A 15,921-nucleotide genomic window follows, 5' to 3' on the forward strand; every position below is an offset into this window, starting at 1 on the left:
ACGAAACTCATCACTCGGAAAACACAAAAAAAGCCTTCGGCTTAACCTTCTCAGGCACCGCATTCCCCAACGCCTGATCCATCAAACTCCCCGCCTTATCCTTATCCGCCGCCCCCGGCAGCACCGGCGGTTTAATCCCGATGCCAGTGCCCGATCCCGCAGAACCGCCAGCATTAATCTTGATCACCGGCCCAACCACCGTAACCCCACCGCCATCAAGCTTGATAAAGCTCCCACCCCCAAGAATGGTCAGCTCCGTCCCCGCCTCAATAACAATCTTGTCCCCAGCCTTAAGGTGAATCTCTTTCCCCACGCTGGTGAGCTGCGCCGTACCGAGTTTGACGTGTTGGTTCTGCCCAACCGTCAGGTGATCATCCAGCTTCGCTTCAACCTTGCGATCGCTGATGGTGGTGCGGTGTTCTTCAGCCTTCAGCTCGGTGTAAGTGTTCTTCACCACCGTGTCATGACGCTCATTACCGACCCGAATCTTCTGGTCATGCTCAACGTTCTCATCCCAATCCCGCTGCGCATGGATGTAGATCTGCTCCGCACCTTTCTTGTCTTCAATGCGCAGTTCGTTGTACCCACCGCCACCCGGTGAGCTGAGCGTTTTGAACACGCTGCGGGTCTTGTTCGCCGGCAGTGCGTACGGCACCGGGTTTTCCTTGTGGTACAGGCAGCCGGTCACCAGCGGTTGGTCGGGGTCGCCTTCGAGGAAGGTGACGAGGACTTCCATGCCGATGCGCGGGATGGAGATGGCGCCGTAGCGGTCACCGGCCCAGGAGCTGGAGACGCGCAGCCAGCAGCTGGTTTTGTCGTCGGCCAGGCCTTCGCGGTCCCAGTGGAATTGCACTTTGATGCGGCCGTACTGGTCGCAGTGGATTTCTTCGCCTTTGGGGCCGGTGACCATGGCGGTCTGGCTGCCGAGCACGCGCGGTTTCGGGTGTTCGAGGGCCGGGCGGTAGAACACGTCCCACGGGGTGGCGAGGAAGGTGTTGCGGTAGCCCTGGTGGAAGTCGTCCTTGTTGTCGGTGGTGTCGCTGGTCACGCCTTCTTCGAGGACTTGCGGCTGTTTGCCTTCGTGGAAGATTTCGGTGAGCAGCCACAGGTCGTTCCACTCGCTGCGCGGGTGGTCGGACATTTCCATGAAGTGGCCGCTGACCAGTCTGGTCTGGTCGCCGCGACCTTCGGCCTGGCGGTAGTCGGCGCGGTGGCGTTCGAGGGCGCGCTGGCTGAGGAACTTGCCCCGGGCGCGGTCGATGAAGCGGCCGGGGTAGTCGTAGTCTTCGAGATCCGGTTCGGTGCTCTCACCTTCAGGTTTGTACGCCGCTTCCATTTGCAGGCGCGGTTTTTCGAAATCGTAGTCGCGGCGCGTGGTACGCGTGGTGCGGGTTTCCAGGCGCAGCTTGAAGGCTTTGATCACCGGCTCGTCGGCGACCATGCCGCTGCCCTGCACATAAGCAGTTGGCTGCCCAAGGTTCTGGAATACGGTCTGGTCATCACCGAATACCAGCAGGTGAGCTTTTTCGCTGTGCTGGAAGTGGTAGTGAATGCCCTCTTCTTCGCACAGGCGCTGGACGAAATGCAGGTCGGTTTCGTCGTATTGCACGCAGTAATCGCGATCCGGGCATGGCTGGCTGAGCTGGAAGCTGTAAGCGTTGCCCTTGATCCCGTGTTCGTCGAGGATCAGCGCGATGATTTTTGGCGCCGACATCTGCTGGTAGATGCGCTGGTTGGTGCGGTGATGCAGGTATTGCAGTTGCGGCACGATCGAGACTTTGTAGCGGGTCAGGCGCTTGCCGGCATCGCCTTGGGCGACGCGGTAGATCTGCCCGTGAATCCCCGAGCCCTGTGGATCGAATGCGAGAAACGCCTGCTTGTGCAGCAGTTGCTCAAGGTCCAGATCGGGGTTTTCGCTGACCAGTTCGAGGTCAAAGCGATACGCCTGGCTGATGCCTTCGGTGCCGGTGAACGACAGCACTTGCAGGTCGCCGACGTAGTCTTCGACCTTGAGGCTGAAGTGGGTTTCGTTAGCTGAGTTGAACATCGTGTGCTCCCTGTTCGAATGTCATCCGTTACGCCCGAAGTCGCAGACGTTGCAGCCAGGACGAGGTGGCGCCCAAGGCGTCACGCAATTGTTGGGCAGTGATGGTGCGTTCTGCCGGGTTGAAGCTCAGCGCGGTTCGCAGCGCTTGCCAGCCGTGCTGGGGTAGATTCGCTGGGGCGCGCAGCTCGCGCTCCAGGTGCTCGTCGCGGGCCTGGGTCGAGGGCAAGCGGCGGAACGGGTGTTTGCCGCCCGCCAGTTCATAGATCACGCAGGCCACGCCGTACACGTCCGCGCTGGCCGACAACGGTTGGCCCTCAAGCAGTTCGGGGGCGGCGTAGCCCGGGGTCCAAGCGTTGAAGCGCTCGCGGCTCAGGTGCGGCAGGCCGGGCAAGGTGCCCTCCTCTGCCTGTCCCAGACCGAAGTCGAACAGGCGCAGGCCGTCTTCGCTGAGCATGACGTTGCTCGGTTTCAGGTCACCGTGCAGCACGCCGCGACGGTGGGCGTAGGCCAGCGTGTCGAGCAGCGGCAGGACGATGTCGCGCAGTTCTTGCCACGGCAGGCCGAGGGGCCGTTCGCAGAGCAATTTGTCCAGGGTCAGGCCACGCATGTATTCCATGGTGATGAAGGCCCGCTGGCAGTCGGTGTCGACTTCAAAGGTGTGCGCACGCACGACGTTGTCGTGGCGCAGGCGTCGGGTCAGGGCGAACTCGCTGTAGAGCAAGGCACTGGCGTCCGGCGATTCGGCAAATTCTTCGCTGAGGATTTTCAGCGCAATGTAAGGGTCGGGATCGCCGAACTGCTCATGCAGCAGATCCCGCGCCCGGTAAACGGCGCCCATGCCACCGGCCCCGAGCAGACGCTCGAGGTGGTAGCGACCGGCGAGTACATCCGGCAGCGCACCGATGCTGGCCTTGGTCGGTGCCAGCAACGGTTCGGCCTTGTTGCCCTTGGCGAAAGCGAAGTAGGTCAGGTTGTTGGACTGCTCTTCGCTGATCAGCAAGTCATCGATTGGCGATTCGAGTTCACTCATTGGCGGATCACCACGGCAGTCAGGTTGTCCCGCGCAGCGCCTCGCAGGGCGCCGTCGAACAAACGTTCCAGCGCCACGTGCGGCGCGCTGAGGCTGAGCGCGTTGCCGAGGGCGTCGCTGCTCAGGCCCTGATACAAACCATCGCTGCAGAGCAAAAACACATCGCCCGGATAGACCTCGAGTTCGAGCACATCCAGGGTCAGTGTTTCGGCCGCACCAACAGCTCGGGTCAACGCCTGAGCCGCCGGGTGCGCTGCCGCCTGTTCGACGCTCATTTGCTGCTCGTCAATCAGTTGCTGTTGCAGCGAATGGTCCTTGGACAGCTGATACAAACGCTGCCCGCGCCACATGTAGCAACGGCTGTCGCCGGCCCAGATGCAAGCCGCGCGATTGCCTTCCACCAGCAGCGCCACAACGGTGCTGCCCATGATGCTGTCGTGACGCCCGGCAGTGACAGTTAATTCCTGGCCCAAACGCCGGTTCAGCCAGTGCAGGCACTGGCGGATGGCTTTGAGGCGTTCGTCGAAGTCTTCGTGTTGCGGCAACTCAGCCAGGCTGGCGACGATCAACTGGCTGGCGATATCGCCACCCTGATGACCGCCCATGCCGTCCGCGACCACCCACAGCCCGTGCTGCGGCGAGTCGAGGAAGGCATCTTCGTTGCGCGCCCGCACCTTGCCCGGGTCGGTACGCGCCGCGCTGCGCCAGGGACTGGCCACCAGCATCAGAGCTGCACCGGCATACGGAAGGTACGCAGTACGCCCATGTCGAACGGGTTCGGCGTGCGCTGGCTGGTCAGCAGGTAGTTGGCGCGCAGGCCGCCCACGTCCGCTTTCAGCACCAGCACGTCGCGACCATTCAGGTACTCGGTCTGCATCAGGTCGAACAGACGGAACAGCGACCATGGGCCGGAGTTCTTCTCGATACCGATCGGACGCCCGGCCATCTTGTCCATGACCAGGCTGGTGCGACCGTCTTCAGCATCGGTCGGCCACTTGAAGGTCATTGGCAGGATCGGGCCGTGACGGTATTCCATGGTCTTGTCGCCGAACTTGAATTCGGAGCGGCTGACCGCCGGATCGAGGGTGTACGGCTCAAGTTTGAACTGTACCGTCGGCTCGGCCGGGTTGATCGAGAAGAAGCTCTGGCGAATCGTCTGCGCGGCGGCCATCTGGTCAAGGTAGACCTTGGATACCGGCAGGCTGTGACCATCGACGCTGCGCATGCGGTAGTTGCCCGGATCGCCGCTGACGAACGGACGCATGTAGCTGTCGAAGAAACGGTCGACGGTACCTTGAGCGCGGAAGAACTCGCGGAAATCGCTGATCGCCACGTCGCTGGTGCTGCTGGCGCTGAACGGATAGCGCTTGCTGATGGTTTTGCCATACACGCTGTACAGCTCGTTCTGATAACGGCCGTTCAGGTATTGGTAAGCGTCGTTAAGCACCAGACGCCACGAGTCTTCGGCCAGCACGTTGAACCACACGCTGAGCGGACGCGGCAGACGACCGGAGGCATTGCGCAGGTTGGTCAGCGCATCACGCTGGCCGCTCATGCGCGTCTTGGCCATTTCGAACGCAGCTTGTTCCGGCGTACTGGAACGGGCCAGACCGGCCAGTTGCAGTTGCAGGTCGTTGAGCGCGCTGAACGCTGGCGTCAGGTCAGCGCCCGGGCCGTTGTTGTCATCGAGCAGACGATGCAGCGGTTCGAAGCGGCGTTGCAAAGATTTCTTCGCGGTGTCCGGCAGATTCTTCGCCACGTTCAGCGCCGAAGCCTTGTCGGCGGCAGCGGCGGCGAGTTTGCCGACCTTGCCCAGTTTGCCCTTCTGCCCGGCCAGCGCATCGGCAGCTTCGCCGGCTTCATCGACCGGATCAGCAGCGGCTTCGAAGCGGGTGTTTTCACGCACTTCGGTGAGCAATGCGAGGACCGGCGAGTTAGCCGAAGTCAGGCCCGCCAGTTGCTCGGCGCCTTCGCCAGCGTCGCTGATTGGCGGCAATGCGACCTGGCCAACGGCTTCGCTCCAGTAGTTGGCGTAGTCGCGGAAGTACAGCTGCTCAAGCTCGACCATCAGGCGACGCAAGTCCATGTCGCTGATGCCCGCGCCTTCGCCCAGTACCCAGTTGTCACGCAGGATATCGGTGACCAGCGCCGCGCCCTGTACCGAGAAATACTGTTGATAACCCTGTTGGGTGTAGAAACCCGGGATCACGTATTCAGTGCCGATGAACAGCGAGCCTTGCGGGCCGAGGTGTTGGCTGAAGCGGTAGTCCGGCAGGTTGCGCGCCTGCTCGCGGAGCATGCGGTAAACCACGTTGGCCAGCGATTCGCTGCGCAGAACCTGGCGCGCCTGCGTCACCAGTTGATCGTTCAGCGGGTAGATGAACGGCTGCTTGAGCAAACGCTCGAGGTGGGTGTTCAGACCGTTCTGCACCGCAGTGTTGCCGGTGTAGCGCTGCGACCAGTCAGTGGCAACCCAGTCCTTGAGCCACGCCGCGTCGCGACGGTCCTTCATGTTCAGCATCAGGTACGCACGCAGGCTGTTGAGCAGGCGATCGCGGTCCTTCATGTTGGCGCGGATTTGCCCTTCGAGCATGCTCGCCACCCGGGGCAGCAACTGCGCTTCCAGCTCACGCTCGTAGGCAGTCTTCACCACCGGGTTGATCTCTTCGCCCTGATACAGGCCGCCGCGTTCGTGGTACGACACGTCGCCCTTGTTCGGGAACACCTGAGTCGCAGCGTAGCTGGTGTCGAGGACTTTCAGCACGCCCATGGCGTCATCGCGCGGCGTTACGGCCGAGCGTTGCTGGGTCCAGTTCTGCGCCAGCGTGCGCAGGTTTTCCAGACGCTCGTAGTTGGCCGAGAAACCACCGGCCCAGAGCATGCCGAACAGTGCCAGCGCCGCCAGTGCGCCAACGTACAGCGCACGTTGGCCCCAATGAATGCGGCTGCGCTCGCGCTTGTCCAGACCGGCCAGATCGGCCTCGGGGAAAATCACCTGGCTGAGCAAGTGGTGGATGAACCGCGAACGGCCGCTGCGCAGAGTCGGCAGCACGCCGGCGTTCATGCCCAGGCTGGCGCCGATGCCGGCGGTGGTCGAATCCATTTCCTGGGTCAGGTGCGGCGCGCTGGTCAGGTAGAAACCACGCAGTTGCGTGGCGCGCTGATAACGGTTGCCGGTGAACGCCATGTCGACGAACAGGCACAGGCGCTCGCCGATCTGCCCCAACTGATGCGGGAAATCGAGAATGCGCCCACGGCGCTGAGTATCGCGCTCGGAGTGCATGCGCATGATCACTTGGCTGTTCAGGCGTCGCAGCAGCTCTTCGAACTCATTGCGCAGGACCGCGACGTCGGTGCCGACCTGATCCTTGCGGAAACTGGTGCCGAGCACCTGATCGCTTTCTTCGCGGGTCAGTTGATCGAAGAACTCGTCGAAGCCGAGCAGCTTGTCAGCCTTGCTCAGCACCAGATACACCGGCACGTCGACGTGCAGCTTCTGATGCACGTCCTGCAAACGGCTGCGCACCTGGCGCGCCAGCGTGTCGATGTCCTGCTCGCTGCCGCCGGTGAGGGTTTCCACCGGAATGGTCACCAGCACGCCGTTAAGCGGACGACCGCGACGACGCTTGCGCAGCAACTCCAGCAGGGTGGTCCAGGCGTTGCCGTCAACTTCCGCGTCCGGCTGAGTGGTGTAGCGTCCGGCGGTGTCGATCAGCACACCGTGATCGGCAAAATACCAGTCGCAATGACGGGTGCCGAGGGTGTCGCGAGTGAGCTTGCGGTCGATCTTGTTGATCGGGAATTCCAGACCGGAAAAGTCCAGCAGGCTGGTCTTGCCCGAGGCCTGCGGACCGATCAGCAGGTACCACGGCAAGTCACTGCGCCAGCGCTCGCTGCGACCGCGATACAGGCTCGACGTCTTCAGGGTTTTCAGCGCGTCCTTGAAACGCGCCTTCAACTCCTTCTGTTCTTCGTCGATCAGCTCTTCGCGGCGAATGCGGTCCTGACCGTCCTCGCTTTCTTCCTCGGCTTTCTTGCGGATACCCGCGCGCCAGCTGACGAAGACCATGGTCAGGCCCCAGATCAGGAACAGCACGCTGATGGTCAGCAGGCGCGAGGTCGCGCTTTCCCAGAACTTGTAATCATCAACCGCCAACAGTGGGCCGACAAACCACACCAGCAGCGCCACGAACAGCACCAGCAGCAAGGTCCAGACCCAGGTCTGGCGCAGGAAGGCGCCGACTTTCTTGAAAAACTTTTTCATCACACGTCCCTGTTTTACGGCTGCGCCTGCGGTTGCACCGCGGCTGGATCAAGCGGCTGATAAGGATGCAGAACGGTGTCGCGTTGCTCGCCAAGAACCCAGGCGAAGCCCGAATACATCACCACCAGACAGACCAGAGTAAAGAGCACCACCATCCACGCCGGCACGATGCGCACCAGGTTGCGGCGCTGGTCGTTGAGGCCTTCCCAGTGCGGCGACAATTCGCGTGGCACGTCGCCACGCAACTGACGGATCTGCCGGTACAAGGCGTCGCGGATGCCTTCAAGCTCAAGCATGCCGCGTGCCTGTACGCGGTACTTGCCCTCGAAACCGAGGGACAGGCACAGGTACATGAGTTCGAGCATCGGCAGGTGCTTGACCGGGTTTTTCGACAGCCGATCGAGCAGCTGGAAAAACTTCTCGCCGCCGAAGGTTTCGTTGTGGAAGCTGCTCAGCAGGCTCATCTGCGACCACTCGCTTTCGTTGCCCCACGGCGTGGTCACGACGGCTTCGTCGACCACGGTGCAGAGTACGTAACGCGCGGCCATCACCTGGCTGCTTTCGGCGCCGTTGTGCAGGGCGCGCACTTCAAACAACTTGAGCCCGGCAGTCAGGCGCTCATTGAGCGCGTACAGGTCTTCGCGGGTCTCGCTGTGCTTGAGGCGCACCACTTCCGAAAGCAGGTCGGACGAGGCCGCGACCAGCGAGTTGAGGCTGATGTTGAACGCCTCGGCCGGACGCAGGCGCGCGGCGTAGATCATGCGTTCTTCCAGTTGCTCGAAACGCGGCGGCGCGGCGAAGTCGGTCAGCGGACTCGATGCCGGTCCGTGGCCCTGACGGTCGAGCAGGACGGTTTTGTCGTCCTGGTTGTAATCCGTTTCCTTGATCATGTCGGTCAGTTCCTGATGGCCCAGAATTTCAGTTCAAGCTCGGCGAATTCGCCGGACACGTGGAACGCGAAACCGCCGGAGCGCTCGAGTTGTGCCAGGTCTTCGGAACTGAGTTCGAGGATGAAGTAGGTTTTGTTCGAGTGGAACGCGATCTGCCGTGGGGCCACCGGCAACGGTTTGACCTTGATCCCCGGCAAGTGCAGGTTGACCAGTTGGCGGATGCGCTCCACCGGGCCGACCTTGAGGTGCTGCGGCAAACGCTGACGCAGTTCTTCGGAGTCGCAGTTGGCACTGGCTGCCAGCACGAACGAGGCCGAGCCGAGCAGTTTGTGATCGTGCAACGGCGAGACGATGATGCCGTACTGACGGGCCTGCAGGATCAGTTCAATGGCGTGCTGTTCGAGCACCATCGACAGTACCTGACGGATCGCTTCCATCAGTTTGCGGAAGCTCGCGCCCTGATCGGCATGGGAGTAGCGGCTGTCCAGACGCGGGCGTTTGCTCTCACCGGAGAAGGTCGCCAGATCGCCGAGCATGGTCAGCAGCGTGCGGTACAGCTCTTCCGGGTGCACCTGCTCAAGACCGAGGTAATGGCGCAGCAGCAGTTCGGTACGGTTGATCAGTTGCAGCATCATGAAGTCGCCGACTTCAGCGCCGCCGACCTTGCCGTTGGAGCGAATCCGCTCGGCGATGGTGTCGCCACGGTGGCTGAGCATGCTGATGACTTCTTTCAGGCACGACAGCAGGTAGCTGGAGGCATGGGCCTGAATGTAGGTCGGGACGAAATCCGGGTCGAGGCTGATCACGCCGTCGGGCGTGGTGTCGAGCACGTCGCAGATTTTCAGCTTCACGTAGGCCTGATCGCTCTGCTGCTCGCCGAGCAGCAGTTTGAAGTCCGGGCGCCCGCAGCTGACCTGGCTCGCGGAATCGTCGCCGGCGTTGGAGTCGGCGACTTCGGCGTCATACGCGGTGTAGCGCGCGAGCACGTCCGATTGCTCCGGGCGGCGGGCCTCGATGTGGTTGCCGGTGACCAGTGGCAGCGCCAGATAGATCGGCGTGTTGCCGGTGTTTGGCGGCACGTCCAGTGCCAGCGGTTCAGTGTTGCCGCCGAGTTCGAACAGGCTGCCGTCCGGCAGAATCCCCGAGGCTTCACTGATCACCAGTTTGCCCATGTTGAGGAACTGCAAGTCGATTTCCAGATTGAGAAAACCCCAGGTGTAGCCACCGAGCAACTGCGTGCGGGTTTTCATCTGGTGATCGTAATAACGATCGTTGTGCTGGAAGTGCTGCGGGCGCAGCAGCATGCCTTCCTGCCAAATGACTTTATGGGTGTTCATGATCAGTCATCCGCCTTGGCGAGCACTTGTTGGGTGTTGCGGATACCGGCCTGATCGAGGGTCAGATCAGCCTCGGTGAGTTCCAGCGGAGTGATCTGCACGGTGTGCCGCCATTGCGTATCCGCGAGGTCGCGATAGGCCGCGAGGATGCCCACGTAACGGCTGCCCTCCTCCACGCTGAGTTTCAGCTCCACGGTTTCACCCGGGCGCAGTTCGAGTTCTTCGCTGGCCACCAGATCCGGGTTGAGGGATTCCTTGGCGCGTTCGTAGAGACTGAAGAAATCAGCGTTCTCGAAGGTCACCGGGTGCTTGAGTTCGAACAGGCGCACGACGATCGGCGACGGCCGACCGTTGAGGTCCGGGTTGAGCTGATCGCTGCCGGTCAGCTTGAGGTTGATCTTGGTCACTTTCGAGTACGGCGACAGCGACGAGCAACCGGCGAGCAGCACCAGCATGGTGAGCGCAGTCAGCGTCTTGAAAAAAGCGGTCGAGCGGCGAGACATGCGCATCATCCTTGGTGGTCGGTGTGGAGGGTGGAGATCAGGCGGATCTGTTCTTCGTAGGCCTGGGCGAAGTCGCGGGCCAGCAGACGCTCGCTCCAGTCATCGTCCTGACGCAGGGCCTGGTGATAGCGGCCGAACGCTCTCCAGCGCCCGCCCGAAGTCGCGATAAGCGGCTTGTTGTCGCGCTCGAAACGCAGGGTCAGTTGCTCTGGCGAGAAGTGCTCCAGCGTGCCACGCACGGCGGCGCGACTGGCCGTCAGCAGAGCCACTTGATGCGCCTGCAAATCACGGAACGCGCGCGAGATCGCCTGCTCGGCCGGCAGGTGTCCGGGCTTGCTTGGCTGCAACAGAATCTGCAGTGCTTCGCTCGGATCGACGGCGAATTTCAGCGGGTTCTTGTTGGTGCCTTGCACGGTGGTCTGGGCCAGACGCAGTTCGTTTTTCAGCTCCGAGCGGGTACGCAGGCTCTGCTGCAAACCGCCGATGCTCTGGCGCAGCAGGCGCGCAGCATTCAGCGCCAGTGCTTCGCGTTCATCGTGGCTGAGGCCTTTGACGTCGACGCCCAATGCCGCGCCGAAGTGCTCCCAGAAACCTTCGCTCTGACGCTCGACGGCTTTCGGCGCAGGCGCCGGCTCAGGCTCGACCGGGGCAGCGATCAGCTCCGGGACCATCAGGCTTTCCATGTCGATGCGCGCGTAGTCGGCACGCTGACGGGAGTCTTCCGGCTTGGCGGTGGGCGACAGCAACTCGTCGATTTCCGAGTAGACGCGCTCTTGCTGTTCGAGGGCATTGAGCGGGTCGAGATCGAGGAACGCGTCGTCCGGAATGATGCTGCCAGCGGCGCGCGGACGGCCGACTTCGCCGTCGAAGGTTGCCGGGTCACGGACCAGCCGCGCGCGGATCTCGAAGTCGCCGAGAATGTAGGTGCTGCCGTGCTCGATGCGCACCGGCTCGCCCTTGTGCAGGCGCGCGCCGCTGCTGCCGTCCTGGACACCGTTGCTGCTGGTGTCGGTGAGGAAGAACGAGCCCTCGCGGTAACTGACAATCGCGTGGTGATTGGACAGGTGCCGCTTGCGGTCAGGGATGATCCAGTCGCAGTCCTCGCCGCGCCCGATCACGCCACCGGCCTGTTTGAAGGTCCGCTGGCACAACTCGGTGGGCACGAACTGCTTGGTGTTCAGCATTTCGAAAACCAATTCCATGTTTGATGCTCCTTGCGGTCACTTGCCGCGATTGACCGCTTGCGGATCACCCAACGGGCGATAGTCGTTGTCGTTGAATTTGTAATTGCCGCTACAGCCGCCAAGGCCGCATAGAACGACGAGGGTCAGCAGGACAGCGTGCCAGTGACGAACAGACATCAGAGGGTCTCCAGGTGTAGACAAAGCACAAAGCGCCGACCCTTGCGGGCGGCGCCGTTATTAGCGAATTCATTGTTTTGCGAGGCTCTGAACCGGGGCCTGAAGCCATGCCAGGGAGGAGCGACAATCTCCTGTGGCGAGGGAGCTTGCTCCCGCTGGGCTGGGCAGCGGCCCCAAAACCAGCCACCGCAGTGCTTCAGGAAAATCGCCTTTACCGAGCTACGACTGCTGCGCAGCCGAGCGGGAGCAAGCTCCCTCGCCACAGGGAAATTGTTCAGCTCAGGACACTTCTTCAGATCAAACATCGAAATCTCCCAGATTGATGTTCAAGCGTCCCAGCCGATACAACAGCGTGCGCCGTGGCAGGCCCAGTTCGCGGGCCGCGAGTGTCTGGTTGCCGTCGTTCTTGCGCAGGCAATCGAGGAGCAACGTGCGCTCGACCTGCTCCAGTCTTTCGCGCAGATTCAGGCCGCTGTTGTCTTCGGGCATCGGCTCCAGGCGCAGGGAAAAATGCTCGGCGAGCAACTCGCCACCCTCGCAAAGCAGCACCGCGCGCTCGACCAGTGCCTTGAGTTCGCGAACATTGCCTGGGAAGGTGTAACCGCACAGATGCTCCAGCGCCGACTCCGACCAGCGCACCGGATCGCGCTGCAAAAACGTGCAGGTCTTCTCGGCGAAATGCCGCGCCAGATCGAGGATGTCGCCTTCGCGCTGACGCAGTGCCGGCAACTCGATCGGGAACTGCTTGAGGCGGTAATACAGGTCCTCACGGAACTTGCCTTCGCTGACCAGCGCCGCCAGATCACGGTGCGTCGCGGCGATGATGCGCACGTCGATCTTGTGCGTGTCGTTGGAACCCAGCGGACGAATCTCGCCTTCTTGCAACACACGCAGAATCTTCGCTTGCAGTGAGAGCGGCATGTCGCCGATTTCATCGAGCAGCAGCGTGCCGCCATTGGCCGCGTCGAACAACCCGGCGCGATCGCGATCGGCGCCAGTGAAGGCGCCTTTGCGATAGCCGAACAGCTCGCTTTCCAGCAGGTTTTCCGGGAACGCCGCGCAGTTCTGCACGATGAACGCCTGGGAGCGACGCGGGCCGCAATCGTGAATCGCCCGCGCCACCACTTCCTTGCCGGTGCCGGTCTCCCCACGCAACAGCACGGTGTACGGGCTGTGGAGGATCTTGCTGATCAGCGAGTAGGTCTGGCGCATCGCCGCGCTTTTGCCGATCAGGCCGTAGCCGCTGATGCTCGGCACGCTGCGTGTTGCCGTGGCCGATTCGGCCGGCGGCTGACGCAGGCGTTGCAGCAGATGCAGCTGGCCAAGTACGAACGAGCCGAGCTGGCCGAGCGAATCGGCGAAACCCTGCAGATCGGTGCGCCGACGGCTGGCGCAGAGCAGCAAGCCCTCGACCGACTTGTGCTGATTGACCAGCGGCACGCACAACAGCGACTGCCACGGCGTGCTCGCCGCCGGCAGAAAACTGGTTTCATGCAGGCTGCCGGTCAGGTCGTCAAGGCACACCACACGGTTCTGGCACAGGGCGAATTGCAGCAGTTGTTCACCGTTGTAATCCGCCGGCAGGCTCGCCGCCTGACGCGGTTGCAGCGCGCCGTCGAGGCACTCGGCGTTCATCCCCAGGCAAGTGTGGGTGGCGTCGAGCAGATACAACTGAGTCAGCTCGCACCCACTCAGCTCGGCCAGGCCACGGACGAATTCACCCAGCAGCGCAGCACTGTCCGCCGCGCGCGAAAGACTGGCGAACTGCGCCAGCAACGCTTCGGCGTAGACCAGTGGCTGCGGCACCTGAGTGAACATCACGCCCACCTCAGACGAACTCGCAGGTCACGCTGGAGTTGCCGTCGAGCGTGGCATGCACACGCTTGAGGCTCTCGCCGGTCGCCATCGCGTCGAGCAGACGATCGGCCACCAGTGGCAGCACGTGTTGGTCGAGCAGATGGTCGATCAGGCGCGCGCCGCTTTCGCTTTGCGTGCAGCGCTCGGAGAGGTGATCGACGAGGTTCTGGCACCAGCTGAATTCCAGTTGACGACGGTTCAGGCGCTCGCCGAGACGGCCGAGTTTGATCTCGATCAGCTCGCGCAGCACCGGCCCGCCGACCGGGTAGTACGGCACCACTTTCATCCGCGCCAGCAGCGCCGGTTTGAAGTGTTTGCTGAGCACCGGGCGAATGGTTTCTTCGAGCACTTCGGCGGTTGGTCGCGCGCCGTTTTCGCAGAGGTCGCTGATCTTGTCGCTGCCGAGGTTCGAGGTCATCAGGATCAACGTGTTGCGGAAGTCGATCTCGCGACCTTCGCCGTCGTTGGCCACGCCTTTGTCGAAGATTTGGTAGAACAGGTTGAGCACGTCCGGATCAGCCTTCTCGACTTCATCGAGCAACACCACCGAATACGGCTTCTGGCGCACGGCCTCGGTGAGCATGCCGCCCTCGCCGTAACCGACGTAGCCTGGAGGCGCACCGATCAGACGCGAGACAGTGTGCTTCTCTTGGAACTCGGACATGTTGATGGTGGTGATGAAGCGATCGCCGCCGTACAGCAGGTCAGCCAGCGCCAGCGCGGTTTCGGTCTTGCCGACGCCGCTCGGGCCGACCAGCAGGAACACACCCACTGGCGCATCAGGTTTGTTCAGACCGGCAGCGGTGGCGCGCATCGAGCGATCCAGTGCGTGCACGGCTTGCTCCTGACCACGAATACGCGTGCGCAGGTCGGTGGCGAAACTGGCGACCTTGGCGTTGTGCTCGCGGGCCAGTTGCGCCAGCGGCACACCGGTCCAGGCGCTGATCACTTCGGCAACCAGACGCGGGCACACTTCGAAGCTGACCAGACGTTCTTTGACTTGCGCGGCAGTCAACGCGGCGTGGGTTTCATGCAGCTGGGCTTCCAGCGCTTCGACGCTCTGGCCTTCTTCAACCTCGGCGACCACGGTTTCAATCACCGTGCCTTCGGCATCTTCTTCCACGCTGACGGTCGGCTCGACGGCTGCGGCTTCGCGGGCCTTGGCCAGTTGCTGACGCAGTTCCAGCAGACGCTCGGCCAGTTGTTTCTGTTCAGTCCAGAGAGTTTCCAGTGCGACCATCTCGCTTTCGGCTTCGTCCAGACGCGCTTCCAGTGCCTCCAGCGCTTCGTGATCGATCAGCAGACCGGCCTCGGCATCGCGGCGCAGGGCCTGACGCTGACGGCCACCTTCAGCCAGTTCGCCACGCAGGCGCTCGAGGCTTTCCGGGGCGGCGGCGAGGCTGATGCGCACGCGGGCGCAGGCGGTGTCGAGGACGTCGACAGCCTTGTCCGGCAGTTGCCGACCGGCCAGGTAACGCGCGGACAATTCAGCTGCGGACACTACCGCGTCATCGCGCAGGTAGATGCCGTGGCTCTTCTCGTAGACCTGAGCCAGACCACGCAGAATGGTCACCGCTTCGCTGACGGTCGGTTCGTGCAGTTGCACCGGCTGGAAACGACGGGCCAGCGCCGGGTCTTTCTCGAAGTATTTCTTGTACTCGGCCCAGGTGGTCGCGGCGATGGTGCGCAGTTCGCCACGGGCCAGCGCCGGTTTCAGCAGGTTGGCCGCGTCGGAGCCGCCAGCATTGCCGCCCGCGCCGATCAGCGTGTGGGCTTCGTCGATGAACAGAATGATCGGTTTCGGCGAGGCTTTGACTTCATCGATCACGCCTTTCAGACGACGCTCGAATTCACCTTTGACGCTGGCGCCGGCCTGCAACAGGCCCATGTCCAGCGACAGCAATTCAACACCTTTGAGCACCTGCGGCACTTCACCAGCAGCGATGCGCGAAGCGAGGCCTTCGACGATGGCGGTCTTGCCGACACCGGCCTCACCGACCACGATCGGGTTGTTCTTGCGGCGACGGGCGAGGATGTCGACCATCTGCCGAATCGCGCCGTCCCGGCACAGCACCGGGTCGAGTTTGCCGTCGCGGGCCTGTTGGGTCAGGTTGTGGGTGAAGCGCTGCAACAGCGATTCGCCCTGCGCCGCCGGTTTGCCGTTGGCCGCCGGTTGCTCCTGTTGCGACAAGGCAAATTCCTTCAAACGATCGATGTTCAACTTGGCGAGCAGCGGCTGGTAACGGCTGCCGGCATAACGCATCGGGTTGCGCAGCAACGCCAGGATCAGCGCCGCGTCTTCGACCTGGGTCTGGCCCAGTTCGAGGTTGGCCACCAGCAGCGCGTCTTGCAGCCATTGCACCAGTTCCGGGGCGAACACCGGGTTGCGCGAAGCGCTGTGCTCGACCCGCGATTGCAATGCAGCGGTCAGTTCACCGGCGTCGACGTCAGCATCTTGCAAAGCGCGGGACAGCAAGCCGTTCGGGCGCTCGAGCAAGCCCAGCAGCAAATCTTCGACAAGAATCTTGCTGCCGCCCCGGGCGACGCAACGCTCGGCCGAACGCTCCAGATCACGACGGGTTTCGGCGTCCAGCGCCTGGATGAGTTGTTGCAGGTCTACGTTGATCATGGC

The 15,921-nt window shown here is 62.6% G+C and carries 11 protein-coding genes; all 11 read right to left on the reverse strand.

Annotated features, from left to right (window positions below; translation table 11 throughout):
- Positions 1 to 10: 10 nt before the first annotated feature.
- The 11 genes from GXB78_RS20190 to tssH all read right to left on the reverse strand — a co-directional run bounded on the left by GXB78_RS20190 (position 11) and on the right by tssH (position 15,918).
- On the reverse strand, positions 11 to 2,047 hold the full coding sequence (locus tag GXB78_RS20190) for a type VI secretion system Vgr family protein (RefSeq protein WP_329516708.1): 2,037 nt from the start codon (positions 2,045 to 2,047) through the stop codon (positions 11 to 13).
- Between the two features lie 28 nt (positions 2,048 to 2,075).
- Positions 2,076 to 3,077, reverse strand: a complete 1,002-nt coding sequence (locus GXB78_RS20195; protein WP_329516709.1) for a serine/threonine-protein kinase — start codon at positions 3,075 to 3,077, stop codon at positions 2,076 to 2,078.
- Entirely contained in the window at positions 3,074 to 3,802 is a 729-nt protein-coding gene (locus GXB78_RS20200; RefSeq protein ID WP_042608097.1) for a PP2C family protein-serine/threonine phosphatase, read from the reverse strand. The genes GXB78_RS20195 and GXB78_RS20200 overlap by 4 nt, the downstream gene beginning before the upstream one ends.
- Positions 3,802 to 7,341 carry a type VI secretion system membrane subunit TssM gene (gene tssM / locus GXB78_RS20205; protein WP_329516710.1) on the reverse strand — a complete coding sequence of 1,180 codons (3,540 nt, stop codon included), beginning with the start codon at positions 7,339 to 7,341 and terminating at the stop codon, positions 3,802 to 3,804. The genes GXB78_RS20200 and tssM overlap by 1 nt, the downstream gene beginning before the upstream one ends.
- A gap of 14 nt (positions 7,342 to 7,355) precedes the next feature.
- Positions 7,356 to 8,231, reverse strand: a complete 876-nt coding sequence (gene icmH, locus GXB78_RS20210; RefSeq protein ID WP_064365130.1) for a type IVB secretion system protein IcmH/DotU — start codon at positions 8,229 to 8,231, stop codon at positions 7,356 to 7,358.
- Between the two features lie 5 nt (positions 8,232 to 8,236).
- On the reverse strand, positions 8,237 to 9,568 hold the full coding sequence (tssK, locus tag GXB78_RS20215) for a type VI secretion system baseplate subunit TssK (protein WP_016772510.1): 1,332 nt from the start codon (positions 9,566 to 9,568) through the stop codon (positions 8,237 to 8,239).
- 2 nt (positions 9,569 to 9,570) lie between these two features.
- Positions 9,571 to 10,071, reverse strand: coding sequence for a type VI secretion system lipoprotein TssJ (gene tssJ, locus GXB78_RS20220; protein ID WP_329516711.1), 501 nt, complete (start codon positions 10,069 to 10,071; stop codon positions 9,571 to 9,573).
- 5 nt (positions 10,072 to 10,076) lie between these two features.
- Positions 10,077 to 11,273 carry a type VI secretion system-associated FHA domain protein TagH gene (gene tagH, locus GXB78_RS20225; protein ID WP_056790868.1) on the reverse strand — a complete coding sequence of 399 codons (1,197 nt, stop codon included), beginning with the start codon at positions 11,271 to 11,273 and terminating at the stop codon, positions 10,077 to 10,079.
- Positions 11,274 to 11,291: 18 nt separating this feature from the next.
- A complete protein-coding gene (locus GXB78_RS20230; RefSeq protein WP_003229566.1) occupies positions 11,292 to 11,432 on the reverse strand; it encodes a hypothetical protein in 141 nt (46 codons plus the stop codon).
- 297 nt (positions 11,433 to 11,729) lie between these two features.
- Positions 11,730 to 13,250 carry a sigma-54 interaction domain-containing protein gene (locus GXB78_RS20235; RefSeq protein ID WP_329516712.1) on the reverse strand — a complete coding sequence of 507 codons (1,521 nt, stop codon included), beginning with the start codon at positions 13,248 to 13,250 and terminating at the stop codon, positions 11,730 to 11,732.
- A 10-nt stretch (positions 13,251 to 13,260) separates the two neighbouring features.
- Positions 13,261 to 15,918, reverse strand: coding sequence for a type VI secretion system ATPase TssH (tssH, locus tag GXB78_RS20240; protein WP_329516713.1), 2,658 nt, complete (start codon positions 15,916 to 15,918; stop codon positions 13,261 to 13,263).
- Positions 15,919 to 15,921 lie beyond the last annotated feature (3 nt).

It is taken from the genome of Pseudomonas moraviensis subsp. stanleyae (genome assembly GCF_036283065.1).
GTDB classification, from domain to species: Bacteria; Pseudomonadota; Gammaproteobacteria; order Pseudomonadales; family Pseudomonadaceae; genus Aquipseudomonas; species Aquipseudomonas stanleyae.

Coding starts and splice junctions, on each gene's coding strand:
- tagH (WP_056790868.1), bottom strand. CDS start 11,273: ATGGAATTGGTTTTCGAAATGCTGAACACCAAGCAGTTCGTGCCCACC.
- GXB78_RS20235 (WP_329516712.1), bottom strand. CDS start 13,250: ATGTTCACTCAGGTGCCGCAGCCACTGGTCTACGCCGAAGCGTTGCTG.
- tssJ (WP_329516711.1), bottom strand. CDS start 10,071: ATGTCTCGCCGCTCGACCGCTTTTTTCAAGACGCTGACTGCGCTCACC.
- GXB78_RS20195 (WP_329516709.1), bottom strand. CDS start 3,077: ATGAGTGAACTCGAATCGCCAATCGATGACTTGCTGATCAGCGAAGAG.
- tssH (WP_329516713.1), bottom strand. CDS start 15,918: ATGATCAACGTAGACCTGCAACAACTCATCCAGGCGCTGGACGCCGAA.
- GXB78_RS20230 (WP_003229566.1), bottom strand. CDS start 11,432: ATGTCTGTTCGTCACTGGCACGCTGTCCTGCTGACCCTCGTCGTTCTA.
- tssK (WP_016772510.1), bottom strand. CDS start 9,568: ATGAACACCCATAAAGTCATTTGGCAGGAAGGCATGCTGCTGCGCCCG.
- tssM (WP_329516710.1), bottom strand. CDS start 7,341: ATGAAAAAGTTTTTCAAGAAAGTCGGCGCCTTCCTGCGCCAGACCTGG.
- GXB78_RS20190 (WP_329516708.1), bottom strand. CDS start 2,047: ATGTTCAACTCAGCTAACGAAACCCACTTCAGCCTCAAGGTCGAAGAC.
- GXB78_RS20200 (WP_042608097.1), bottom strand. CDS start 3,802: ATGCTGGTGGCCAGTCCCTGGCGCAGCGCGGCGCGTACCGACCCGGGC.
- icmH (WP_064365130.1), bottom strand. CDS start 8,231: ATGATCAAGGAAACGGATTACAACCAGGACGACAAAACCGTCCTGCTC.